We start from the raw sequence: 25,355 nt of genomic DNA on the forward strand, positions 1-25,355 counted from the left end.
AATTATCAGGGTAAAAATTCGATAATTCATAATTTATAATTGCTAACTTTCTCATGTTTTGGTGGGTAGAAGTACAATAAATACACTACCTTTGCCCAACTCAGAATTAAGCAGAATAATGCCTTGATGTGCCTCGACAATTCGGCGAGCAAGGTACAGTCCTAAGCCACTACCAGAAGTTTTGTGGCTGCCTTGGCGAAATCGTTCAAATATGGTGGCTTGTTCTGCCGGAGGAATACCTGAGCCAGTATCCGCTATCTCAATCCTAATGTAGTCAACAGAATTGGATTTTCCAGAGAAGTGAGATTGACTACTTTTGTCAAACTGGCGTTGAGAAGTAAAACGAATAGTAACAGACCCAGAATCGGTAAATTTGATCGCATTCCCTATAAGATTAGTGAATAAACGATGCAATTCTAAGCGATCGCCCATCACTGTGTTTGACTCTTCAGCAAAATCCAAATTTAGCGACAGTGTTTTATCTTGAGCTAGGGGTGCCAATTCTCCAGTGACTTCCTCTAGCAATCGGCCTAAATTAACGGGTTGAAATGCTAAAGTTTTGCGACCTGCTTCAAAGCGATAAACTTCCAATAAGGTATTGACCATAGAAAGCAGGTTGATATTGCTACGGGCCATGATGGCGATTACTTCCTGCATTTGTGGTGATAATGTTCCCAACGCACCTTGCTGAAATAGCATCAACATGCGATCGGCCGCCACTAAGGGAGTGCGTAAGTCGTGCGTGAGGCGGGAGACAAAATCTTCTCGCTGGCGGGCGATTTCATCACGTTCATCCATACTATGCTTCAAACGCAGGAGCGATCGCACTCGTGCCAGCAATTCGTCTACTGTTACAGGTTTGCGGATAAAATCATCAGCACCCAAATCTAAACCGTGGGCGACGTTGGGCGCATCATGGGCAGTTATCAGCAATATGGGGATGTATTGCGGCAATTTCATCTCTCCACGAATGTGCTTGGTGACTTCGTACCCGTCCATACCTGGCATCATCAGATCCAGCAGAACCAAGTCACAAGGAGAAGCTTTCAATTCTGCCAAGGCCGAAATCCCATTTTCTGCGGTGCTAATCGTGTAACCTTCTTCCTCCAAAATAGTTTTGATCAAAAACACGTTATCAGGAGAGTCATCAACAACCAGAATTTTGTCAGAGCGAGAAGATTGTGAAGTCATATAGATGCAAGGTACGGGGTAAAAGTAAATTTTTAGGAAAACTGGTTTATTGGTATAGTTTTGTAGGTACTACCCTTAGGTAAATTTCCTCCGAAAAAATTGTTTACCAAGAAATTTATATTAATGTATTTTGAAAACTACCTTACTTACCTTTTTAACAAATAGCCACAAGCTAATTGAATTATGGCTCGTAAACTTCTAGAACTGAATACAGAGGATGGCGGCAAGATTTTGGTAGCAGTTGAGTTACCAGATGGCTCAGTAGGCCGTGTAGCACTACCTACAGGTGATTTACCTATAGAAAAAGTAGAGGCTAGTTTCGATGCCGTTAAGGATTTGATTGTTCGCGGGTGTCGCCCAATTACAAAAGCATTTCGTACCTTGCAGCAAGAGTCGCAACCTGTGAGTGGAGAAGTTGAGTTTGGGTTGAATTTTACTGCCAAAGGCTCAGTTTATGTAGTCGAATCCAGTGGACAGGCATCACTGAAGGTGAAAATAACTTGGAAACTGACACAAGAAGAAAACAAGTAATAAATTTTCATGAGTTGGGATTTAGTTAGAGCTTGTACCGTTGCGATCGCTACTCCAGAAGGTAATATCCAAGGTACGGGCTTTTTCATCTCAACCCAAGGACATTTACTCACCTGCGCCCATGTGGTTGAGTCAGCAGGAGGTTGGGAAAAAGTGCGAGTCAATGGGCAAAGGGTTGAATTGGTTTATTTAGGCGATCGCACCTGCGATGATTTTGCCATATTGCAATTACCTGGTTATCAAGGTGCTTCAGTTCCCTTAGCTTTTAATTTTCAGCCGATGGATCGATTTCTGTCTATTGGCTATGGGCGAACGGATTTTCCCCAAGGTGCTTCGATTGATGGCACGATCACCGATATGAATCCCCAGTCTGAATTTAGCAACTTACCAATGTTGCGGTTGCGAGTCAAGGCGAATTCGCAACAAGTGCAAGGGGGTTATAGCGGTTCACCTGTATTTGATGCGGAAACTCAACGAGTTGTTGGCATAATTGCTGCTTATGACAATACAGAAGGCGCATTGGCTCTGCCTCTGGTTACAGTACGACAAAAATGGTCAAATTTGTCAATATTTCTGGATATTAATCAGAATGTACCACCATTGCCACCAAATAGCGAAAGTGCCAGAGTTTTTATTAGCTATCGCAGTCAAGATCCAGACTTGAGCCTTGCTCAACATTTTTATGAAGCAATCAAAGCTGCTGGACATGAAGCATTTATGGCAGGTGAGAATATTCGCTTGGGGGAAAACTGGCCCCAGCGGATCGATAGAGAATTAGAACAGTGTGATTATTTTCTGCTGCTGTTATCTTTGCAATCAGCAACCAGTGAGATGGTAACAGAAGAAGTAAAAAGGGCAAAGCAGTTACAGGATTTACGTCCTGAGCATAAACCAGTAATTTTGCCCATTCGTGTCAATTTTCCTTTAAGTTCACCACTAAATTATGATTTGCGGGGTTATTTAAGTCAGATTCAGCTGCGAGAGTGGAAATCGCCTGCTGATACTGCGAGGATTTTGCAAGAAATTTTGTCATTGTTGACCGAAGATGGTGGAAGCAGCGCAAATCGTGCCGCTACAGAGGAATTACCAGCTGTAGCACCTGCTTGGGAAACTCGGAAAAGTCCGCCTCTACCAGTTGCAGAACCAGAATTACCTGAAGGACAGGTGGATTTGGCTTCGGCATTTTATATTGAACGTCCCCCTATTGAATCTCGCTGCTACGAGGCAATTTTGAAGCCAGGATCTTTGATTCGGATCAAAGCACCCCGGCAAATGGGTAAAACCTCACTTATGGCGCGGATTCTTTATCAAGCGTCACAACAAGATTATCTAACCGTGCCTTTAAGCTTTCAATTGGCAGATGGAAAGGTTTTTGCAGATTTGGATAAGTTCCTTCAGTGGTTTTGTGCCAGTGTTGGACGGAGGTTGAGGATACCCAACAAGTTAGCAGATTACTGGGATGTGATTTTTGGCAGTAAGGACAATTGCACTGCTTATTTCGAGGAATATCTCTTGCCAGAAATCAACCAACCCCTAGCATTGGGATTGGATGAAGTTGATCGGATATTTCAATATCCCGAAATTGCCGCAGACTTTTTTGGGCTGTTACGCGCTTGGCATGAAGATGCTAAAAACCGGGATATTTGGAAAAAACTGCGGTTGGTAGTAGTGCATTCCACAGAAGTTTATATTCCAATGAATATCAATCAATCGCCGTTTAATGTAGGCTTGCCAATTGAGTTACCAGAGTTTAATGTCCAACAGGTTTTTGATTTGGCACAAAGACATGGACTCAATTGGAGTTTTATCCAAGTTGAACAACTAATGGCAATGGTGGGAGGGCATCCCTATCTTGTATGTGTGGCACTTTATCACATTGCCAGACAGGATACTACGCTCAATCTGCTTTTGCAAACAGCCCCCACAGAAGCTGGTCCTTATAGCGACCATTTACGTCGGCATTTGTGGAATTTAGAACAGCGTCCAGAATTAGCTGCTGCTATCAAAAAGGTAGTTGCCAATACTAGCCCAGTTCGGTTGGATTCGATACAATGCTTTAAATTACTCAGCATGGGCTTATTACAACAGCAAGGAAATGATGTAACGCCACGTTGTGATTTGTATCGTCAATATTTTCGCGATCGCCTAAGAGTTAACTGATGAACATAGAACAAAACCCAGCTTATGAATATCAAGTTGGTGGCAGTTTGCCAGTTGATGCCCCTAGTTATGTCGTGCGACAAGCAGATACAGATTTGTATGAGGCATTGAAGGCTGGAGAATTTTGTTATGTTCTAAACTCACGGCAGATGGGCAAGTCTAGTTTGCGAGTGCAAACAATGCAACATCTGCAAAATGAAAACATTGCCTGTGCGGTGATCGATTTGACGAAGATTGGTAGTCAGCACGTTACACCAGATCAGTGGTATGCGGGTGTAGTGCGTATTTTAGCCAGTAGTTTTGAGCTTTCAGGAAAGTTTAATTTACGGAATTGGTGGCGCGATCAAGATCATCTTTCTCCAGTACAGCGATTGGATCAATTTATTGAAGAAGTTCTGTTAGTTGAAGTTTCTCAATCTATTATCATTTTTATAGATGAAATTGATAGCGTTCTCAGCCTGAATTTTTCGACTGACGATTTTTTTGCTTTGCTCCGGTTCTGCTATAACCAGCGTGTTGATAAACCAGCTTACAAACGCCTTGCATTTTGTCTATTAGGAGTCGCTACTCCTTCGGATTTGATTAAAGATAAAAAGCGCACACCGTTTAATATAGGTCAAGCAATTGAACTAAAAGGCTTTGAATTGCAAGAAGTTCAGCCTTTACTTGATGGATTGGTAGGTAACGTCAGTACCCCTCAAACGATTCTTCAAGGAGTTTTGGATTGGACAGGTGGGCAACCATTTCTCACTCAGAAGCTTTGTAAACTCATCCAAAATAATATGAAGGCATCGGGGGTAGAAGAAGTTGAGGAATTAGTCCGATCGCACTTTCTTAAAAACTGGGAATCACAGGATGAGCCAGAACATTTGAGGACAATACGCGATCGCATTCTTAGGAATGAACAACGTGCCAAACCTTTACTAGGATTGTATCAGCAAATTTTGCAATCGGGGAAAGTCGTAACTGATAACAGTTCAGAAAAAATGGAATTGCGGCTATCTGGTTTAGTAGTACAACAGCAAGGGAAGTTAAGAGTCTATAACTGTATTTATGAATCTGTTTTTGACCAGAGTTGGGTTAACAAAGCGTTAGCAGATTTGCGTCCTCATGCTGAAGCTCTGACAGCCTGGATTACTTCCAAGGATGACTCATGGCTATTACGCGGACAAGCATTGGAGGATGCATGGACATGGGCAGCAGACAGAAGCTTAAGCAATGAGGATTCTCAGTTCTTAGATGCAAGCCAAAAATTGGAAAGGCGAGAAATTTTCAGGCAACTTAACCCAGGTTCCCAGAAGCTACAAGGAGCCGAACAAATAAAAAAAGAGTTTTTAGCCAATATTTCCCATGAACTTCGTACTCCCCTTAATGCCACGATAGGTTTCTTGAAGCTGATTTTAGATGGTATGGCAGACAATCAAGAGGAACAAAAACAGTTTCTGGAAGAAGCTCACCAATCATCACTATACCTGCTCAATATCATCAATGACATGCTAGACATTGCCAAAATCGAAGCAGGCAAAATGGAGATGGAACTTGGAGCGATAAAGCTAAATGAACTATTCAGTGATGTAGAAAATTTCATGCGTCCTTATGCGGAGGTAAGAAACCTTAGTTTTCTTATGCAAATGTCTGATACCTACGATGAAGTTATCGTCCACGGCGATTATCAACGCCTAAGGCAAGTGATGTTATATCTAGTTGACAACGCCATCAAATTTACCCATCAAGGCGGTATAACAGTCAGCAGTCATGTAGTTCGTAAAAAAGTGATATTTCAAGATCAGCAATTCCCTGGCATGGTAACAGTGCAAGTAGCAGACACTGGCATCGGTGTTTCCCTGAACAAACTAGACAAACTGTTTCAATTGTTCAGTCGTGTCGATGATTACCCTACTCACAAATATCGTGGTACAGGCTTGGGACTAGCAATATCCCAAAGGCTAATAGAGTCAATGGCAGGTACTCTGAATTTTTACAGCCTGGGTGAAGGACTTGGTTCCACAGTGACATTTACTGTACCACTGTACCAATAACCCATAATTATTTAGCCTGAATTCAAGAATTCACAAGTGTTGGAATAAAACTGGTATCTAAAAAAATTAAAGGTTGTATCAACGCCACTCATCCCTAATTTGCTGCTGATATTCCAAAGGGTCTTGAGTTAGTTGAATTACACCTGCATACTGGTTTAAATTAAACTCTTGTTTTTGTTGTAATTGATGAGCTTCTAATATCTTCTCAATTTGCTGCCAGTCCTGATAATCAATCAACACCGCTACCGGACACATGGCTTCATCAGTCACAATTTTTTTCATAAAAGGTAGCATGATTTTGTATATCAGATACAACGTTTTACTATTTTATCGTAACCTTAATACAGAAAATTGATGGGGCAACTTTACTCTCATCTTTAAGAGCGATATCTGGCAACAAGCCGCTTGATACCTACGCTTATTTCCCGGAGTTGAGACTATCTAAAACTTGCTGGAATTCTGTTGTGGAAGGAATAGCGATCGCACTTTTATGAAGCATTTTGAGTACAGATGGTTCTTCTATCTTATTGATAACTTCGACAATAGGGCTTGGCACTTCTCCAAATCGCGTTTGTAGGACTGTAATGATGCTTTCTCTCGCATTTTCGACAATTCCTTCTTCTTTTGCTAGCCTTTCAATACTAGTTACGTACCGCATTCTATCTGCCTCCTCGTAACTTCTAACTTCTGTTTTAAAACTAAGTGCCAACTCTTTTGGCAAAACCATTATCCAGTCGATAAACCGAAATAATTCCCGAATATCTTCCCGGCTATATCCCCGTTCATACAGCCGTCTGACTAGGCTTAGTTTCCACTGTAGCCGATTTTCTTTCTTTTCGTTGCGTTGCTTTGGTCTTGAGATGCGCCATCACAATTACACCAAAAGGGTTGCTAGTTTGCTCTAGGGTTTCCCACTCTTGCTCATAGTCCAACAGTTTCGCCACAGGGAACTCTAAGCTGACGCGACATCCGCCCAGTTGATAGCTGTAGCTGGAAGGTCGCCAATTTGCTTGTTCATCTGCTAAAACTGCTAAACTAATGACTCGCTTTTTATGGCGGTCAAACAAGCGGTAATTATATGTGTACATCCGTTCGGCAAATTGGCTGTCATATTGCCCTTGGACTTCCACATGAACCAATACCCAAGCTTCTTCGCCATCCAGTAGCCAAACTTTTGCGACTTTATCAACCAAACGCCGCCCAATTTCTGCATCCGGTTCTAGCTGTTGCAGTTCTGTGTCCAGAAATTCATAAGGTCGCGTCCAGTCGATTTCGGCATAAGCTTGGGTAAAAAAGAATTCTAGAAATCGGGGAAAATATAGCTCAATAACTTCTTTCCAAGGACTATCGTAATCAGTAAGTTGCTCAGTCATGAATTAAAACAAAAAGTACCTCTGCGCCATTGGTAAAACTGTCGCAGGTTCACAAATCAGCAACTCACCATCTGCCCTTACTTCGTATGTTTCTGGATCAACTTCAATGTGGGGTAGTGCATCATTCAACTTCATATCCCGCTTACTCAATTGGCGTGTTCCAGAAACTGCAACTGCTGCCTTTTGTAAACCTAGCTGGCTGGGAATTTCTTTCTCTAAAGCTGCTTGCGAAACAAAAGTTAATGACGTGGCATTCTTAGCACCGGCAAAACTACCAAACATCGGTCGCATATACACTGGTTGCGGTGTAGGAATACTGGCGTTAGCATCGCCCATTTGCGCCCATGCAATCATTCCGCCTTTAATCACTATCTCTGGTTTCACCCCAAAAAACGCCGATCGCCACAAACATAAATCTGCTAATTTTCCCTCTTCTACTGAACCCACATATTGAGCAATTCCGTGAGCGATCGCTGGGTTAATCGTATACTTAGCAACATACCTTTTTGCCCTAAAATTATCTGCTTTTTGCTCAGTTCCTTGTGGGTTAAGACTTCCCCGTTGCACCTTCATTTTGTGAGATGTCTGCCAGGTGCGAATTATCACTTCGCCTACCCTTCCCATTGCCTGGGAGTCGGAAGAAATCATGCTAAATGCGCCTAAGTCGTGCAAAATGTCTTCAGCAGCAATGGTTTCCCGACGGATGCGAGATTCGGCAAAAGCAACATCTTCAGCGATCGCAGGATCAAGATGATGGCATACCATCAACATATCCAGGTGTTCGTCTAAAGTGTTGACAGTGTAAGGACGTGTGGGGTTAGTAGAAGATGGCAGAACGTTTGCTTGTCCGCAAACTTTGATGATATCTGGCGCGTGTCCGCCGCCTGCGCCTTCGGTGTGGTAAGTGTGGATAGTACGATTCTTAAAAGCAGTGATCGTATCTTCCACAAATCCGGCTTCGTTCAGGGTATCAGTATGAATCGCTACTTGTACATCATATTCATCCGCAACGCTGAGACAAGTATCAATTGCTGCGGGTGTGGTTCCCCAGTCTTCATGTAGTTTTAACCCCATTGCACCGGCGGCTACTTGTTCTATAAGTCCTTGGGGTTGACTGGCGTTACCTTTACCCAAAAATCCTAAGTTGACGGGAAAAGCATCAGCAGCTTGTAGCATTCGGTAAATGTTCCAAAGTCCAGGGGTGCAGGTAGTCGCATTTGTACCCGTAGCTGGGCCAGTACCACCGCCGATCATGGTGGTAATCCCAGAAGCGATCGCCACTTCAATCTGCTGAGGACAAATAAAATGAATATGGGCATCAATACCGCCAGCAGTGAGAATCATTCCTTCACCAGCTAAGGCTTCAGTTCCGGGGCCGATAATAATATCTACATTGTCTTGAATATAAGGATTTCCGGCTTTACCAATTTTGAAAATCTTGCCATCTTTAATGCCGATATCCGCTTTGACAATACCCCACCAATCGAGAATTAAGGCATTAGTAATTACTAAATCAACAGCACCATCGGCGTTAGAAATGGGGGATTGTCCCATCCCGTCTCGGATAACTTTACCGCCGCCGAATTTCACTTCATCGCCGTAGGTGGTGAAATCTTGTTCAACTTCAATAAATAATTCTGTGTCTGCAAGTCGGATGCGATCGCCTACTGTCGGGCCGTATGTTTCGGCGTAAGCGCGGCGATTCATTCTGTAAGGCATAATGGCACTCCTGGGGGTGGTATTACTTTGATTATTTTTGACTAAGTTTAGAGATATTCAGAGGAAATTTTGTATAAATTTATAATTTTGTTGTGACCGTAGATGTAAGTAAATAAATTTTAATGGTAGTTAAAGCGAATTTATAAACGCGAAAATATAGAATGATATTTGGAATATAGGCAGATATAAAGCTGAGGTAGAATGTTATCTAAACTGAGAGTTCAACACTACAAGAGCCTCTTTGATATCGAAGTTGATTTAAAACCATTAACTGTATTTATTGGACCGAATGGTTCTGGAAAGTCGAATATTTGTGAAGCTTTATTTGTATTATCTAATTTTTTTGAAAGATTAATAGCGAATACAGGTCATTATGAAGTAATACCTTTTTTCGCTCAATCTTTAATAGCCGTAAATACAAACCAGCAGAAAATAGAATCAAAATTCTGGCAGGGAAAACAAGATTATATTTTCTTGGAGGTTAGCACAATCTCAAATATAGAAAACCAAAAATTTATTTCAGTTCTATCAATTCATATTGATTATCCTCAGCGAAGAGTGACTATTAAGAGTCAAGAAAATTCTGAAAATCCTGGTAGTGTAGGAAATACGGATACACATTCTATAAGAAATTTTTTAGTTTCTAATAATTATTTAGATTCTCCTCTAGCCAAGGCAATCAGAAAAGTTAATATTTATGATTTTGCCCCAATTAGTCTCTCTAATAATATTCCATCAACTGGTGGAATGGATAAAACAGGACAGGGAATTGTTGATGCTCTAGCTGATATTTTGCTCAGTAATCGTAAAAGTTTTGATGAGTTGGAGGAACGTTTGACACGGCTTGTTCCTAATATACAGAGAATTTCTTTACTGCGTAGAGAAGATAGAACTTTTTTACTGGAATTAATCGACAGATATTCTGAACATCATATACCTGCTTCGGATATATCAGATGGTACACTTAGAATTTTGGCATTTCTAACCGCACTGTATCAAGAAAATACCCCCAGTATTATTTGTTTTGAAGAGATAGAAAACGGAGTTCATCCTTGGTTGTTACACAAAATGATGGAATTATTGCAAATAATTTCCACAGAGGGGATTACAGGTAAACCTGTTCAAGTATTAATCACAACTCATTCTCCCGTGTTGCTAAATTATGTCGAACCTCACCAAGTGCGTGCTGTTGAGTTAGACACCGAAGGTAAAACTCAAATTCATGCCTTACCAATTGATTCTGAACGCTTCCAAAAAGCCCTAGAAGCTTATGATGGAGCATTAGGTGAACTTTGGTTTACGAATGTGTTTGGAGGTAATCCGGTATGAATCGGGCGATTCGTATTGGGCTAATTGCTGAGGGAGAAGCAGAACTCGGAGCAAGTATTCCCTATATTAAACCAGAAGATGGTGGAAAAGTTATTGAAAGAGATAGAGAAGGGGCACTTCATACCTTAATCAGACGAGAAATTAATAATTTGGGATTGCCTGATTGTAATTTCGTACAAAGACATCCATCCATCAGCGAGAGTCGAGTCTTTAAACGGCGTGTAGGACACTCAATTTTAGATCCAAAATATTTAGCACAGGTGATTATCGCGTGGAAACCTGAAGAAGTTGATATGATCCTAATTGTGGTTGATGCAGATGATAAGCTTCACCAAAGGCAAATTGACTTGGAACGGGCTTTAAATAAAATCCGTGATAATCACCTGGATGTTAATGAGCAAAAAATTAGCGATCGCAGTGCAGGAGGTTTAGCGATTAAAAATTTTGAAATGTGGTTGTTGGCAGACACTCAAACTGTGTCAAGGATTTTAGGTTTAGAGCTTGAACCTCTGGAAAATTTAGAAGAATTAGATGGTGGAAAAGGGATTTTAGAAAATGCGATTGCACAATCAACATATCTATATGAAAATAGTAGCAATCAACGCCCTCTACAAATTCGATGGAAACTTGCTTTTGAGATTGATTTAGTAATTATCAAAAATCGTTGTCCGAATGGATATGCTACTTTTTCACAACATTTAATTGCGGCTACAACGGTAGTTGCTAACTCAATCGCAGGTACGTAGCATTTATTCCCCACCTAGTTTAATTAGAATAGCATCTAATGATTTTAAGTATCTAAATTTCCGTTAATTTTGCTGTTGAAGCCGTAGACTTGGCGGCTACCAACTAAGGCGACTAAAGTGACTTCTTTTTCATCGCCTGGTTCAAAGCGAACTGCGGTTCCGGCGGGGATATCGAGGCGCATTCCTCGCGTTTGTTCTCTGTCAAAATTTAAGGCAGTGTTAACTTCATAAAAGTGATAATGGGAACCAACTTGTATGGGGCGATCGCCTGTATTTGACACTTGCAATTTTACAGTTTCACGACCAACATTTAGCTCAATTTGACCTTCTGGTGTAATGATTTCTCCAGGAATCATTTTTTCTCCTTGGCGCAAGCCTTAACGAATTGGATTATGTACTGTCACTAACTTTGTACCATCAGGAAAAGTAGCTTCAACCTGTACATCATGCACCATTTCTGATATTCCTTCCATCACATCATCTCGCGTTAATAGAGTTGTACCATAACTCATCAATTCAGCTACAGTTTGTCCATCTCTCGCCCCTTCTAAAATTGCAGCAGAAATATAAGCAACGGCTTCGGGATAATTCAGTTTTAAACCCCTTTCTTTACGTCTTTCTGCTAATAAAGCAGCAGTAAAAATTAATAGCTTATCTTTTTCCTGCGGCGTAAGTTGCATTCCTACCTCCTCCTCTGTGTTCTCTGCGCCTCTGCGGTTAGTTTAAACCTGCCAAACTCTTGGTATAGAATTACCACGATTCAAAAAAGAAACTCGCAGCAACTGCCAAACATCAATAAACCAGTTTCTCACCTCAGATGTAGAAGAACCGCGATATCGACACAATAATCCATGTTGTAATCGGCTAACACCCGCTTCTCCTTCCCCATCCCACAGATTCCGCGCTTTTTCGACGACTTCTGCGGAAACGGCACTACCAACCCAAACTAGACTACCTACAATTGGTTTTCCAGCCAAGCTGTGAGGACTGTGGAAAATGTCTTCGCTACCGGGTAAGTATTGGCGATCAATCCACAAAGGAATACCTTCTTGCCAAATTTCGGTGTGCGATCGCAATTCCCCTTGCAAGAATTTTTCTCCTCTAGCAGTGCGACCAAATCGGGTAATTTCCCAGCCTAACCAACTAGCCCCGGTTGCTAATTCTACCCGTAAATCTTGCCGATAAATCGCGCCGTTAAATAAAATTGTCTCTTGCGGCAACCATTCTAAGCAAGCACCAGCATCAACTTGCATCTCGATGGTTTGTCTAGCTTGTAAGCCATTGCTGCGATATATCTTACTAGCAGCAGCCGTAGTGATTAAGGCTTGGGCTTGGGGTTGGAGGTGGATGTTAGAGGATAAGCGATCGCCTCCCACCATTCCCCCAGCTGTATGTAAAATGACGCTATGACAAACTTTTTCCCCTTCTGGATAAAAGGGGCGTTGTACCTTCAGGGGCGCTTGTTGGTAATTGTAAATTAACTGGGTTGTGTCCTGACGATCGGCATAAACTAAATTAAGTTTGCCATGCCAACCTTCTGCTATTTGTGAGTTGCAGCTCATTTATAAATTCAAGATTAAAGTTCAAATACCTTATATTTATTTAATACTTTACCTGCATTAGATGATTACTTTTTTGCCAAAATTACATAATCATCTAATGCATAGTTTGACTGATACTTCTGACCAAAATACTGTTGTATCATTGGACTCATATAGAGTTTTTTCGGTAATTTATCTTGAGCAAACTTAGCAAATTCAGCACCTGGTAAAGATGTTCTTAAACCTGTTGAAGTTAGATATTTATACCAGACTAACTCCAATCCAAGTTCTGCCAGAAATTTGTGCACTACATTTTTTTCCTGCTCTTGGTTTTCAACTTGGTGAACATCGTAAACTTTGAATAATTTTTTATCTTGCACAATTAGCAGAACATAACCTGAATTTTTTAAGCTAGTAGCAAATATTTGCTTGTAAGTATTATTAGCTTCAAGCCTCTTAGCTGGATCTAAAAAGAAACAGTGGGAAATTACGATAAAGTCGAAAAAGTCTTTTGGGAGATTATTCGATTGAGTTTTCCAAGTAAAAATATCAGTAGTAACAAAGCGGAAGTAAGCATTCACTGTGGTTAGACGCGACTCTATATATCGTCGCCAAAACTGAAGTCCACGAAACTGGAAGGCATCTTGTTTTTCTAAAGAGTAGTAGGATATGTGCATTTGCGGGATATCAAAAAAACCGCTACTACTTTGGAGAAATAAAGCTAAACCATAAGCAACTGTTCCTGGGCCTGCTGCAATATCAAGGATATTAACCTTACTTGGTAGTAAAGCATCCTGGTAAATGAGAAACCAAGCTAAATATGTGCAATATACATTTTCTAAAAAATACTTCATAAAGTACACATGAGGAGTTAGACTAAAACGGTAGTCTGGGTCTTGTCCAATTTTTAAGTTATTAATATCCTCAAGAGCATCTTGTAACTTAATAAATAACTGTTTCTCAGGGATTTTATTAAATTCTTCTTTGAGATATTCAACTAGCCTTGATTCAAAATCATCAAATATACGTTCATCAATGCCAGTAGATTGCAGTTTATATTCATCGTGCTGGATTAAATTAAAAATTTTATAGATATATTTAATGAATTTCTCATCTGGCATTAATATTAGATTAGGTTTTTGCTGAGATGCTTCTGTTAGTTGTTTAGTTAAAGTTTCTGTTTGTCGTTTGTATTCTTGGGAATAACGTTCAAGTTGAAGCTTATCCCTAAATAGTTTTTCTAACCATGAGAATGTTGCACCTGATTTTTGAATCTCTTGCAATAGTTGCATTGCACGTCGGATATCCCCGCGTTTTAAAGATAATTTTAGCTGCTGACTTCGCCACCAATTTACGATAGGATTATTCATAACCAAATCCCTGTTTCCCTTCCATAATTTCTACACCTGGAAGCCGAGAAACTAACTTTTCCTTAAATTTCATATAGCTTAATTTCTCATCCTCATACCACCAAGCGTATTTTTGCTTAATTTCTTCAGCTTCTTGGCGAGTTGATGCTATGAGAGAACGACTCTGGTTAGGATGAAAAGCTTGAATTACAACTCTATCGGCGATGGCTAATTTTTCAATAAAAGCAGCTTCATCAGTTGGTAAAGTAGGAAGTAGAGGGGTAATAGTGATAGAAATTTTGGGAAGAAAACCTTTGAAATAATCAATACTTTGTTTAATTTTAGTTATAGCATTTAGTCTGGCTTTAATACTGGGCGATCGCGGTTCAAAATCTTTTCTCACTAATTCGCTACCAGTGGGAATACTCATATTAATTCGCAATCGCTTAAATCGTTGTAAATAATCAATATCTCTAGTAATAATTGGGCTACGAGTTTGAATCACCAAAGTTGGAGTTGGATAACCGTCAATGCTTACATCAAGCATTACATCCAACAACCGGCGAGTCAGTTGATGTTTAGACTCAAGTGGTTGATAAGGATCAGTAACGCTACTCATGTATATACTAGGAGGAATCTGGGGATTTTTTTCATACCATTTTTTTAATTCTTTCGCTAAAATCTCAGCAGAATTTTCCTTAAAAATTACCCATTTACCCCAGTCTTCGCGCATTTGAGCATTAGGGCTAAATGCAGCAGCATAGCAATAACTACAACCGTATTGACAACCTCTATAAGGATTTAGAGTAAAATCATAATTACCAATAAAACCAGTAGCTTTTGTTAAGAGTGATTTAGCATTTTGTGCATAAACATTGACATCTCCAAACTTTTCTCTGACTAATTTCGTAGGAGTGCATTCGCAATAACCTTCATATTTTGGTTGTGCCATGTGAATCCTGATATTTATTGAGAGTGAATTAACGCACCCTACTTCTTATGATGCCCATTTTTATTTTAAAATGCTCTGTCAGAAAATCGGTTGAGTGGGTTTAAGGTATGTAAAGGGGTTGTTTCAGGATTAGTTTGGCTCATAGGTTTTTATGTAAAGGTAGAATATGGTGCGTAGTTTACCGCCGTAGGCATCGCTGTAGTTCAGAAAAGAGATACGATAAGAATTAAACCGTTCCAAATAGTAACATCTACATACAATAATGGAAAGATTGCTAAACATCCACATTGAAAAATTACCTGAAGGCGTTTATTTAGCAACATCCGATGAGCTTCAAGGTTTAGTAGCTCAAGGACGGACTGTTGCTGAAACTTTAGAAATTGCCCGCGATGTAGCACGTAAGTTATTAGAAGCACAATCTCAAGATCAAGATTATTTGCAACCAATAGCTGAACAATTTAACTATCCTTAAATTTGAAATAAGTTTTTCGTATCTTTTTATAAAAAAGCCATATAAAACAACCCGTAGGATGCTGCGTTCTTTTATATCGCTTTCCTGTACCCAACTTACATTGCTACCCTATATCAAAATAGATTTATATTTATTTTTTCAAATACAGTGTTTAATTACCTTGTCAGCTATCGAGAAAAAACTAGTTTTTAATCTCTTGATTTGATCTAATTGATTTGGCGACCATTGTCCCCGATCTTGAAGATTTCTTACTGGTTCCATTTGATCTAATGTTGCAATAGGGCAATTTAGCCACATACTATTTTGAATAAGAATGTTCATATCTTCTATTCCACCTAACCAGAAACCTTCCGATGGGTGATTTTGCAAAACAGAGGGATGCTCCTTTATTTTATTTTCTAGTGTTTCTACAAGTTCTTTGACCTTTTGCACAATCTGCATCCCCATTGCCTGATCTGCTGCAATTATTCTCTTATGTTTCTCATCTTTAGGCTTTCTTGTGTCGTATCCATTGAAAATCCAACCTGCAAATACAGGTTTACCAAGATTTATATATTTTTGATTATGAGGATTATTGGTGTCGTGTAGTTGACATCCTATTTCCCATTCCTTAATAAACCGTGCTAGTGTTTCTCCTATTAGCCCAACACAATACGAACAAAAAATATCAGATGTACAAGGAACAATAAAATAGTTAGAAGAATACAGTGCAGTTCTAACCAAATTATTAAATGAGGGTGGTAAGTCAATTAATACATAATCATACTGTTTATCTTCCTTACTATTAGCTTCTTCTATTAGCCTGTTTATTATTGAATATTTTTCAAGCCCATTACCAGTGAGTAAATCCGACCCAACACTTAGTGATTCTGAATAGACATTCAACCAAGCATCACTAGCAATTAAATCAACATTATTGCTAGTTCTGTATCCTTTGTGTGTATAGAACTGTAATGGTCCTTCATTTTGTAAAAACCTCTGTAGATATGCTCTTATTGTAGTTCCATAAGGATTTTCTGGGCTTGGTAAAATATTTGTAAATCGATCACCTAAAATTGCTATTGAAAGATTTGATTGGGGATCAAAATCTATTAACAGCACTTTTTTGCCTCTTCGTGCAAGCGCATCTCCTAAATTCCATGTAATAATTGTTTTGCCAACACCGCCTTTATTGTTAAAAATTGAAATTACTTTAGTTTTATTGCTACTCATGTCTTCCAACCTAGTGTTTTTTTCGTAACTATACTTGTTATATTAATGATGCGTCAATTTATCCAAAACGTCGATTTAGTAGACGTAAGGTTATAGTTTCTTCACCTAGTTTTATTGCTGCAAAATATCTTGATAAATTACAGACTCTTTTATAAGATCCTACAGCAAAAATTTTAGTCCCTGTCTTGCTGCTCTAACCAACCTACCAAATCAGCAACTTCTGAAAAATCAAGCAACTCTTCGCCTAAATTTTCTAACTGTTCAGCAGATAAATTCCGAACCTGCTCAACTAATGATGCATCAAGATCACTAAAGCGCCGTCTAAGCATACGACTAATCAATTTAAACGCTTCTTTTTGAACGATATCTTGATAAATTACAGACTCTTTCATAATATCCTCCCGTAAAAATTGACGAACCAAATCCCTGTCAAACCGCAAACCCGCCAGAATTTCTACACAACCCGCGATATTTTGTCGCTTCTCCCTATCTGGAATTGTAGCGACTTGTTCAGCCACTTGTGCCAGTAAAGTTTGCGGCGAGTCAGTTCGCGTCAAACTTGCTAAAGGTAACAGCGCCGGATTAACTAAAAATATTGTTGAATCTTGCTCCCAAAGACGAAGCACGCCAAGGAAATTACTTGAGTTTATAAAAATTATAAAAAGTGGCTAGTTTTTAATAAAAGAAGCTGCTTTTAAAAATAAAAAATAGTAATAAATAAGCTATTTAAACGTATAAAAATTGCACAAAAATAAGGTATTAATATCCAATAATCTTGCCCAATGTTGGGTAGATATGTCTAACAATCGTATTCTTCTTTCCACTTCGGGATCTATATAGGGACTTCTTGACAATTGCTGTCTAAACTTACTTGTAATAGATGTTAATTCCCAAGCATCAGCATATCTTAAATGAACAAGCTGATCTTTTATATCTGGACTTAGGCTTTTATCATTATCAACTGCATCAAGAAAATCTTCTAGTCTTTGCTCAATATTTTTCCTAGCATAATTTGCTTGTGTTTCTAAGATGTAATTCATAGTGAATGTCATTAAATATTCATATTATAACTGTTATTTTTATACTGTTCATTCATTAGCAGAATATTTGTACTATTATTTTTGCGCCCTTTGTGTCCTAGCCTCCGGGAACAGCTTCATCAAAGGCAGTTAAAACAAAAAACAGCCGCCTCCATATAAAGGAAGCAGCCGTTTTCACAAATTATGTGACTACAAAGTATTAGTAATCGAAGTCTCCGCCACCAGCGCCAGCGCCAGCAGGAGCGCCATCCTTAGGCTCAGGCTTGTCAACTATGATACATTCGGTTGTCAACACCATACCAGCGATGGAAGCAGCGTTTTGCAGAGCAGAACGAGTCACTTTAGCAGGGTCAACAATACCAGCAGCAAACAAATCGACGAATTCGTTTGTCGCAGCATTGTAGCCAACATTAAATTCTTTCTCTTTCACACGTTCAGCGATCACAGCACCATTCTGACCGGCGTTTTCAGCAATCCGCTTCAGAGGTGCAGGTAAGGCGCGAACGACAATCAAAGCACCAATCAACTCTTCATCTTTAAGATTTTCCTTCGCCCAAACTTCCAATTCAGGAGCAAGGTGAGCCAGAGTTGTACCACCGCCAGGAACAATACCTTCTTCCACAGCAGCTTTAGTGGCGTTGATAGCGTCTTCTAGGCGCAGTTTCTTGTCTTTCATTTCAGTTTCGGTCGCTGCACCCACTTTCACCACAGCGACACCACCAGAGAGTTTAGCAAGACGCTCTTGCAGTTTCTCTTTGTCGTAGGAAGATTCGGTTTCATCGATTTGACGACGAATCTGTTCGACACGAGCCTTAACAGGAGCTTCGTTACCTTCGGCAACAATTGTAGTGCTGTCCTTGGTGATGGTGATCCGGCGAGCTTTACCCAAGCTATCCAGCTTGGTGTTATCTAGCTTCAGACCAGCATCTTCGGTAATTAGTTGACCACCAGTTAAAACAGCGATGTCTTCTAATAGTGCTTTGCGGCGATCGCCAAAGCCAGGAGCCTTAACAGCAGCCACGTTGAGTACACCGCGCAAACGGTTTACTACTAAGGTTGCCAAAGCTTCTTTTTCAATATCTTCGGCGATAATCACCAAAGGACGACCAGCACGAGCTACTTGCTCTAACACTGGTACGAGGTCTTGTACTAGGGCGATTTTCTTATCGGTCAGCAGTAGGAAAGGCTCATCAAAAACCGCTTCCATCCGTTCAGCATCGGTGGCGAAATAAGGAGAGATGTAGCCTTTGTCAAAGCGCATCCCTTCAGTGATTTCCAACTCGGTGAACATAGATTTCCCTTCTTCTAGGGAAATTACGCCTTCCTTGCCCACCTTGTCCATTGCTTGAGCAATCATCTGACCGACTTCTTCGTCATTACCAGCCGAGATCGCACCAACTTGGGCAATGGCTTTGGAATCTTCCACTGGACGGGCGTGTTCTTTGATTTTCTCTACTAGGAAGGCAGTAGCTTTATCAATACCACGCTTCAGCGAAATTGCATTAGCACCAGCTGCAACGTTCCGCAAGCCTTCTTTGACGATCGCATGAGCTAAAACGGTGGCAGTTGTGGTGCCATCGCCCGCAGCATCGTTGGTTTTAGAAGCAGCTTGACGAATCAAAGCTACGCCAGTGTTTTCAATGTGGTCTTCTAATTCGATTTCTTTGGCGATCGTTACACCGTCATTGACAATTTGCGGTGCGCCAAATTTCTTTTCTAGAACTACGTTACGACCTTTGGGGCCAAGGGTAACAGCTACAGCCTCAGCCAGAATGTCAATGCCTCGTTCTAAGGCGCGACGGGCGTTTTCGTTGTAGATAATGCGCTTTGCCATAGGTGTCTAAATTCCGAGAGTTAAGTCAATTTTTTCTTGAATTGGGCATTGGGCATTGGGAAAACTCTTCCCTCTTCCCCATTCCCCACTAAATAACGACTGCTAAAATATCTTTTTCAGAAAGCAGTACATATTCTTCAGTGCCGAGTTTGATGTCAGTGCCGGCGTACTTAGAGTACAGCACCTTATCGCCGACTTTAATTTCCAATTCCTGACGGCTACCGTCATCGTTACGCTTGCCAGGACCAAGGGCGACTACTTCCCCTACCTGGGGCTTTTCCTTGGCGGTGTCGGGCAAATACAGACCACCTGCGGTCTTTTCCTCAGAAGCGTTCACTTTTACGAAAACGCGATCGCTCAAAGGTTTAACTGTAGAAACGCTTAAAGATAAAGCAGCCATATTATTTCCTCCAGAGTTTAGCACTCTCAACTCCTGAGTGCTAATCTACCGAAAAGTAGCATCCAATGGCAAGAATCCCTTGAGTACGGGTTCCCGAACTAGAAGATCATCGGTGTACTTAAGTATAAATGCTTAATTATTCTTATCTTTCAGGTTCGGTTCTATAAGTTACGAAGAGAATCGGGAGTAAGGAGTAGCCAGTTATAAGAATTCTTCCCCATTCCCCACTCCCCACTCCCGATTCATTGGAAATTGTTATAGAACTGTAATCAGAGAGCCGCTCGATGAGTAACAATACAGTGATCCAGTCCACCCATCAAATCCCAAAAACCACTAAGTCTCCAGAACATAAAGCCCTGAGTAATTGTGTAGAAACTTTAGGACTTGCAAAATTCAGCGACACATTTTTTTATTTGCGCTGACCAGACAATTGTTAATTGCTGCTCAAAACGAGCTAGTCTGGAATCCTGGGAATACTTAAAAAAGCGACTTAAAGAGTTAAAATTTGATGAGCCGCAACAGAGTCATCCCATTTGGGTCTTTAGAACTAAAGCCAACTGCTTGCGTGTTTCTTGTTCTAGACCCATAATGGTGGTTTACCGTGATGGTGTCTGCTTTCGCCAAGCAAACCCGGAAGTTACCCTGCGGATCATCCGAGAACACTGAATAGGCAATAAGGTGGTAGAAAAATATGCGTTTTTAACCCATCCTTTGCCAGAAACTTGCGTAGTTTCTTGTGAACACCTCATAGAGGCTTAACGACCGAAAGATATGGTATAGCAGTAAGCTTAAAGAAAGTGCGGGTTGGTTTTTAGCTAGGGTCATCTTTAAGCCAATACTTACTTGTGAGTCAGAAAGATTATTATTTAATCAGTGTTTTTTCGCCCGCCCCTTTCAATGCGATATATAATAGCGCATTATAGATACTACTGCTATACGTATCCTTGCTGGACTTTAGCTATCTAGCTACTAGTCTCTTGAAAATGCTCGGCATTTTTGAGGCTTCGAGACAGTAAAGGCAAGTTAAGTAGGAAAAAGGACAACATCTCGAAATAACCCACCAGAGAGGATAAATATTCAAGACTTTGATGGACCGAAGCGCGACAAGTGCCACTGCTATGAAAGAGCCCAGCATGAAAGATCACAAACGACTTCTATTGATTGATGATGACCCTAACCTCATCTTGCTGGTGAAGGATTACTTGGAATTCCGGGGATATGAAGTCATCACCGCCGAAAATGGACGTGAAGCTCTGGAAATTTTAGAGCAAGATGTTCCAGACATGATCATCTGCGACGTGATGATGCCGGAAATGGACGGATATACTTTTGTGGAACAAGTCCGGCAAAACGAACGCACCAGCTGGATTCCGGTTCTTTTCCTTTCAGCTAAGGGACAAAGTGCAGACCGAGTTAAGGGTCTGAATAAAGGTGCTGATGTTTATATGGTCAAACCCTTTGAACCAGAAGAACTCGTAGCGCAAGTTGAATCCTCGCTGAAACAAACTATCCGTTGGAAAGAACACCAAGCGAAAGGAGGCGAAAGCGGTTCCCGTATCCAGGTTCCCTTCGATGTGCAATTAACCCCAACCGAACTGAAAGTAGTCCAGTTTGTCGCTAGGGGTTTAGCTAACCGGGAAATTGCTGAAGAACTAAATGTTAGTCAGCGCACGGTTGAAAGCCATGTGTCCAATATGTTGGGCAAAACCAATCTCCATAACCGCACTGAATTAGCGCGGTGGGCGATTGAAAATCAAATGGCATAGCCGATTTTAGATTTTGGATTTTGGATTATCAATCTAAAATCCAAAATCCGAAATCCGAAATTGATTACCACCCATCTTCTTCAGGGCTGGATTGGTGCAAAACTTCTAAATCCAGTTCATCCAGGTAAGTTAGGGCGCTTTCAATCTGAGAAACAGTACCTCGCAGTTCCAGATCGAAGCAGCTATATTGTGGCACGTTTGCGCTTACCTGAGCATCAGTAATAATGACTGTTACCCCATAGTGAGAAACCAGTCGTGAAATGACTGGTTCCTCATACAAATCTTTAGGAATGCGAACTTGGATACGAGTTTGGGTGCGTCTATTATCTAAAATATCAGTATTAGATTTTACTTGTTTATTTGGAATTGCCATTGGAGCTTCCTACTCGACTTCTTGGATGAGGGTTTTGCTTTGCACGATTTCTTTTAAGACTAGCGTCACTCATCCCACGTAGGCAAGCAGTGGTAAATTATTCATAATCAAGATTCGGTGATATACAGCATAAATATTGGCGTCAGTTGTCAGGAATAAACAGTCTTCATATCTGGCTACCAGAGCTAAGTTCTGTACATCACACAGTTGTAAACTACTGTAAATTATCAGGAAAGAATAAAGCTGTCAGAATTAGGCATGAATTGGAGTTCAATTGACGGTTTAAGACCCCTACAAAATTAAAGATTTGGTGCAAAACAATTAGGTGGCGAACTAAAACTACACCTAACTGGCAATAGCTGAATTCTGGATTCTGGATTTTGACTTCTTATACAGGAATTGTACTAAAATTAGTAACTGGTAAGGCTATTGGAATTTCAATCGCAAATTCTGTTCCATAAGCAGGTTCAGATTTTAGCTGGATATTTCCCTGATGCTTTTCAATAATTTGATAGCTAATTGCTAAACCTAGCCCCGTTCCTTTGTTGACAGGTTTAGTTGTAAAAAAAGGATCAAATATCTTACTTTGGATTTCGGAATCAATTCCAGAACCGTTATCTCTAAATCTAATTATGACTGTTGACAATTCAGTTACTTCAGTTTGAATCACAATTTGCTTTTGTCTCTGTTCATGTAGCTCTAGTAAAGCATCAATACCATTACTAAGAATATTCATGAATACTTGATTAAGTTGGGCTGGATAACATTGAATTAGTGGAAGATTTCCATATATTTTAATAATTTCAATTTTTTGTTTTAGCCGATGGTTTAAAAGTAATAAAGTACTTTCAATACCTTCATGAATATTAACAGCTTTTTTCTCGGAATTATCCAGTCGAGAAAAGTTTCTTAGTGACAGCACAATGTCACGAATCCGATCAGTCCCTATCTTCATGGATGAAAGAATTTTTGGTAAATCATCGATGATAAAATCAAGGTTAAAATCGCCATAATCATCTTGCAATACAAAATGTGATTCAGGATGTTTTTGTTTATATAGTCCGATTAAATTTAAAAGACAGTTAACATGGTTATTCAAGTGGTTAAAATTGCCCTGAATAAAATTCACAGGATTATTAATTTCGTGGGCTAAACCTGCAACCATCCGACCCAAGCTAGACATTTTCTCTGTCTGGATCAATTGAACTTGGGTAGTTTGTAATTCCCGTAAGGTCTGTTCTAATTTTTGTGCTTGAAGTTGGGCAGTAGCAGTTGCTGTAGTCAGTGCTTTGAGGTTATTGTATGCCTTGGAATGATAATGGATGCGGGCAATTAACTCAACTGCATCCGGTAACTTAATTAGGTAGTCATTTGCACCCTCAGCAAAGGCATCGGCTTTGAGCTTTGCTTCTTCTTTACTGGATAGCATGACAATAGGAATATCACGAGTTACTGGATGAGAGCGAAACCAACGCAGTAGCATTAATCCATCGATATCTGGCATGATCATATCCAAGAAGATCACCGTTGGTGCAATGGCGATCGCATCTTGAATAGCCTGAGCCGGATTACTTGTGTAGTGAAGGGAAATATCTGTTTCTGTCGCAATCATCCGACGGAAAGCTTCGCTAATAATTACCTGATCGTCAATTAGCAAAAGCTTCACTGTGGATGTTTTGGAATTCAGAATATATGGCACAGCAGATGGGGTTTGTGGTTCACCCCACTTCGGTGATAATCTTTTTGTCTCTTGAGATATTTGTAAGAGTGCTGTTTGTTGTCGGTTCATTTAGCACCTATAAATGGTGTTTGTTTGAAAAATCACAAAGTAATCACGGAAATTTATATTCCACAATGTCGCAATTATATACCAGTAATTCAGTAGTTATAGTAATTTGAAATACTTTTTAAAGGTATCTTAATCATGGGTATCCAATTTAGGGTAACTTATTATACTAAGATATCCCACAGTAATCCAAAGGAAGTTAGATGATATAATTAAGTAGTAATATATTAAGTATTTACCGTAAACCAGACGGTAAAAAGTTGATGCAGGCTGGTGCGATCGCCTCAACTGGCAAAACCTCCACCGCAGCTCCTAATTCCACTGCTATTTTGGGCATACCATAGACAACGCAAGTTTTGCGGTCTTGGGCAATAGTGTGCCAACCTGCCTCGCGCAATCGTTTTAAACCTTGAGCGCCATCTTGACCCATCCCCGTCAGCAACACCCCAACCCCCTTTCCTGTCCAATGTTTAGCCACACTGCTGAAGAAAACATCGACCGATGGATGGTAGTAAAAATCTAGTGGTTCTTTGTCATAGCCAAGCGTGAGGTCGGGACGCATCACCAAATGAAGATTTGTGCCAGCAACGAGAATTTTACCAGACTGTGGTATAACGTCTGCGATCGCTAGTTGCACAGGCAGAGGAATTTGCTCGTTTAACCAGGTGGCAAAACCTGTGATAAATTCGACATCAACATGCTGGACAATGACCACAGCCGCCGGGAAATCTGGGGGAAATTGGGAGAGAATAGTTGTCAATGCTTTAGGTCCACCAGTGGAAGCCCCCATGACTATTAGGGGTGGGAGTGATTTTGGGCGATGGAGAGGGGGCGATCGCTGATGTGAAGATTTACCAATTAAGCGGGCGATCGTCGCAATTTTATTTAGTAGCCCATCATCACCTAATGCTGGCGTGTTGATGGCATCCAAGGCTCCATAGCCCATTGCTTCAAAAACCTTGGCTGCATAGCGATTAACGCTAGCAGTAACCATCACAATAGCGCAGGGAGATTGGCTCATGATGCGCCGTGTAGCTTCTACTCCATCCATGCTAGACATCAGCACATCCATCAAAATCAAGTCGGGAGTATCAGCCGCACATTTGTTCACCGCTTCCACGCCATCGTAAGCAACCCACGCCAGCTTATAGTCTGGTACTTTTACCAGAACACGCCGCAGTGCTTCTACAGCCATGAACATATCGTTGACGATCGCAATTCTCACAGGTTATACCATTTTGGATTTTGGATTTTGGATTTTGGATTGTGAAAGATTTATTGCTAATCGATTTTAGCGCTTTCTTCCTTTGCGGTTCGTTCCTTTATTTCTCAATTTAAAGTTGACACACTAAATAGGATGAATTCTGCAAAATCAGGCTACAAATACAACCCTAGAAACCCAGATTAAGTAAGAGCGCTTCCAATACTATTCGGTTAAGGCAAGAGACGCGATAAATCAGCGTCTCTATGAAAGATTGATATTGTCAAGACGGCGATTTATCGCGTCTTTGCGATCTAATTATACAAAATTGGGATAAATAG

Annotated in this window: 24 protein-coding genes and 1 pseudogene; 7 read left to right on the forward strand and 18 right to left on the reverse strand. The window is 40.4% G+C overall.

Features of this window, described 5'->3' with window-relative positions; translation table 11 throughout:
* Positions 1-51: 51 nt before the first annotated feature.
* Complete coding sequence (locus tag V7K30_RS19710) at positions 52-1,191, reverse strand: hybrid sensor histidine kinase/response regulator (RefSeq protein ID WP_335002101.1); 1,140 nt, start codon at positions 1,189-1,191, stop codon at positions 52-54.
* 183 nt (positions 1,192-1,374) lie between these two features.
* On the opposite strand from V7K30_RS19710, the gene V7K30_RS19715 reads away from it, so the two are divergent.
* Genes V7K30_RS19715 through V7K30_RS19725 form a run of 3 tightly spaced genes read left to right on the forward strand, consistent with a single transcriptional unit; the run spans position 1,375 to position 5,921 of the window.
* A complete protein-coding gene (locus tag V7K30_RS19715) occupies positions 1,375-1,722 on the forward strand; it encodes a CU044_2847 family protein (protein ID WP_335002103.1) in 348 nt (115 codons plus the stop codon).
* A 9-nt stretch (positions 1,723-1,731) separates the two neighbouring features.
* The gene (locus tag V7K30_RS19720; RefSeq protein ID WP_335002105.1) at positions 1,732-3,882 is read left to right on the forward strand and encodes an AAA-like domain-containing protein; all 2,151 of its coding nucleotides are present in this window, start codon (positions 1,732-1,734) and stop codon (positions 3,880-3,882) included.
* Positions 3,882-5,921, forward strand: a complete 2,040-nt coding sequence (locus V7K30_RS19725) for an AAA-like domain-containing protein (RefSeq protein ID WP_335002107.1) — start codon at positions 3,882-3,884, stop codon at positions 5,919-5,921. Before V7K30_RS19720 ends, V7K30_RS19725 begins: the two co-directional genes overlap by 1 nt.
* A 78-nt stretch (positions 5,922-5,999) precedes the next feature.
* Here V7K30_RS19725 and V7K30_RS19730 read toward each other — a convergent pair whose 3' ends face one another.
* The 4 genes from V7K30_RS19730 to ureC form a co-directional block, all read right to left on the reverse strand.
* The gene (locus tag V7K30_RS19730; RefSeq protein ID WP_335002109.1) at positions 6,000-6,203 is read right to left on the reverse strand and encodes a hypothetical protein; all 204 of its coding nucleotides are present in this window, start codon (positions 6,201-6,203) and stop codon (positions 6,000-6,002) included.
* 136 nt (positions 6,204-6,339) lie between these two features.
* Positions 6,340-6,579, reverse strand: coding sequence for a hypothetical protein (locus V7K30_RS19735; RefSeq protein ID WP_335002110.1), 240 nt, complete (start codon positions 6,577-6,579; stop codon positions 6,340-6,342).
* A gap of 124 nt (positions 6,580-6,703) precedes the next feature.
* Positions 6,704-7,294, reverse strand: coding sequence for a hypothetical protein (locus V7K30_RS19740; RefSeq protein ID WP_335002112.1), 591 nt, complete (start codon positions 7,292-7,294; stop codon positions 6,704-6,706).
* 3 nt (positions 7,295-7,297) lie between these two features.
* A complete protein-coding gene (gene ureC, locus V7K30_RS19745; protein ID WP_335002114.1) occupies positions 7,298-9,013 on the reverse strand; it encodes an urease subunit alpha in 1,716 nt (571 codons plus the stop codon).
* A gap of 201 nt (positions 9,014-9,214) precedes the next feature.
* On the opposite strand from ureC, the gene V7K30_RS19750 reads away from it, so the two are divergent.
* Together V7K30_RS19750 and V7K30_RS19755 are read left to right on the forward strand one after the other, a co-directional pair.
* The gene (locus V7K30_RS19750) at positions 9,215-10,342 is read left to right on the forward strand and encodes an AAA family ATPase (RefSeq protein ID WP_335002116.1); all 1,128 of its coding nucleotides are present in this window, start codon (positions 9,215-9,217) and stop codon (positions 10,340-10,342) included.
* Positions 10,339-11,088 carry a hypothetical protein gene (locus tag V7K30_RS19755; protein ID WP_335002118.1) on the forward strand — a complete coding sequence of 250 codons (750 nt, stop codon included), beginning with the start codon at positions 10,339-10,341 and terminating at the stop codon, positions 11,086-11,088. The genes V7K30_RS19750 and V7K30_RS19755 overlap by 4 nt, the downstream gene beginning before the upstream one ends.
* Positions 11,089-11,132: 44 nt before the next feature.
* On the opposite strand, the gene V7K30_RS19760 is transcribed toward V7K30_RS19755, so the two are convergent.
* The 5 genes from V7K30_RS19760 to V7K30_RS19780 form a co-directional block, all read right to left on the reverse strand.
* Positions 11,133-11,444 carry an urease subunit beta gene (locus tag V7K30_RS19760; protein WP_335002120.1) on the reverse strand — a complete coding sequence of 104 codons (312 nt, stop codon included), beginning with the start codon at positions 11,442-11,444 and terminating at the stop codon, positions 11,133-11,135.
* A gap of 21 nt (positions 11,445-11,465) precedes the next feature.
* On the reverse strand, positions 11,466-11,768 hold the full coding sequence (gene ureA / locus V7K30_RS19765; protein ID WP_109007733.1) for an urease subunit gamma: 303 nt from the start codon (positions 11,766-11,768) through the stop codon (positions 11,466-11,468).
* A 42-nt stretch (positions 11,769-11,810) separates the two neighbouring features.
* On the reverse strand, positions 11,811-12,650 hold the full coding sequence (locus V7K30_RS19770) for an urease accessory protein UreD (protein ID WP_335002123.1): 840 nt from the start codon (positions 12,648-12,650) through the stop codon (positions 11,811-11,813).
* Positions 12,651-12,715: 65 nt separating this feature from the next.
* Positions 12,716-13,999 carry a photosystem II assembly protein gene (locus tag V7K30_RS19775; protein ID WP_335002125.1) on the reverse strand — a complete coding sequence of 428 codons (1,284 nt, stop codon included), beginning with the start codon at positions 13,997-13,999 and terminating at the stop codon, positions 12,716-12,718.
* On the reverse strand, positions 13,992-14,930 hold the full coding sequence (locus V7K30_RS19780; protein ID WP_335002126.1) for an SPL family radical SAM protein: 939 nt from the start codon (positions 14,928-14,930) through the stop codon (positions 13,992-13,994). Before V7K30_RS19780 ends, V7K30_RS19775 begins: the two co-directional genes overlap by 8 nt.
* A gap of 262 nt (positions 14,931-15,192) precedes the next feature.
* On the opposite strand from V7K30_RS19780, the gene V7K30_RS19785 reads away from it, so the two are divergent.
* A complete protein-coding gene (locus tag V7K30_RS19785; RefSeq protein WP_335002128.1) occupies positions 15,193-15,402 on the forward strand; it encodes a type II toxin-antitoxin system HicB family antitoxin in 210 nt (69 codons plus the stop codon).
* A 138-nt stretch (positions 15,403-15,540) separates the two neighbouring features.
* Here the strand turns inward: V7K30_RS19785 and V7K30_RS19790 are convergent, their stop codons facing one another.
* The 5 genes and pseudogenes from V7K30_RS19790 to groES form a co-directional block, all read right to left on the reverse strand.
* Positions 15,541-16,614: a ParA family protein gene (locus V7K30_RS19790; protein ID WP_335002130.1), complete on the reverse strand. Its 1,074-nt coding sequence runs from the start codon at positions 16,612-16,614 to the stop codon at positions 15,541-15,543.
* A 173-nt stretch (positions 16,615-16,787) separates the two neighbouring features.
* Positions 16,788-17,240, reverse strand: a pseudogene (locus V7K30_RS19795) (DUF4351 domain-containing protein); the annotation flags it as partial.
* Positions 17,241-17,336: 96 nt separating this feature from the next.
* Complete coding sequence (locus V7K30_RS19800) at positions 17,337-17,654, reverse strand: hypothetical protein (protein ID WP_335002131.1); 318 nt, start codon at positions 17,652-17,654, stop codon at positions 17,337-17,339.
* Positions 17,655-17,853: 199 nt separating this feature from the next.
* On the reverse strand, positions 17,854-19,488 hold the full coding sequence (gene groL, locus V7K30_RS19805) for a chaperonin GroEL (protein ID WP_335002133.1): 1,635 nt from the start codon (positions 19,486-19,488) through the stop codon (positions 17,854-17,856).
* Positions 19,489-19,576: 88 nt separating this feature from the next.
* The gene (groES, locus tag V7K30_RS19810; RefSeq protein WP_069071443.1) at positions 19,577-19,888 is read right to left on the reverse strand and encodes a co-chaperone GroES; all 312 of its coding nucleotides are present in this window, start codon (positions 19,886-19,888) and stop codon (positions 19,577-19,579) included.
* A gap of 1,088 nt (positions 19,889-20,976) precedes the next feature.
* Here groES and V7K30_RS19815 point away from each other — a divergent pair.
* Complete coding sequence (locus V7K30_RS19815; protein ID WP_196525356.1) at positions 20,977-21,654, forward strand: response regulator transcription factor; 678 nt, start codon at positions 20,977-20,979, stop codon at positions 21,652-21,654.
* Positions 21,655-21,718: 64 nt separating this feature from the next.
* On the opposite strand, the gene V7K30_RS19820 is transcribed toward V7K30_RS19815, so the two are convergent.
* The 3 genes from V7K30_RS19820 to V7K30_RS19830 all read right to left on the reverse strand — a co-directional run bounded on the left by V7K30_RS19820 (position 21,719) and on the right by V7K30_RS19830 (position 25,038).
* Entirely contained in the window at positions 21,719-22,027 is a 309-nt protein-coding gene (locus tag V7K30_RS19820) for an NIL domain-containing protein (RefSeq protein WP_335002135.1), read from the reverse strand.
* A gap of 388 nt (positions 22,028-22,415) precedes the next feature.
* Complete coding sequence (locus tag V7K30_RS19825) at positions 22,416-23,816, reverse strand: hybrid sensor histidine kinase/response regulator (protein ID WP_335002137.1); 1,401 nt, start codon at positions 23,814-23,816, stop codon at positions 22,416-22,418.
* A gap of 232 nt (positions 23,817-24,048) precedes the next feature.
* Positions 24,049-25,038 (reverse strand): chemotaxis response regulator protein-glutamate methylesterase, encoded by a 990-nt coding sequence (locus tag V7K30_RS19830; protein ID WP_335002139.1) that lies wholly within the window; start codon positions 25,036-25,038, stop codon positions 24,049-24,051.
* Between the last annotated feature and the right edge of the window lie 317 nt (positions 25,039-25,355).

Origin of the sequence: Nostoc sp., from assembly GCF_036917655.1 — a bacterium.
Taxonomy (GTDB): domain Bacteria; phylum Cyanobacteriota; class Cyanobacteriia; order Cyanobacteriales; family Nostocaceae; genus Nostoc.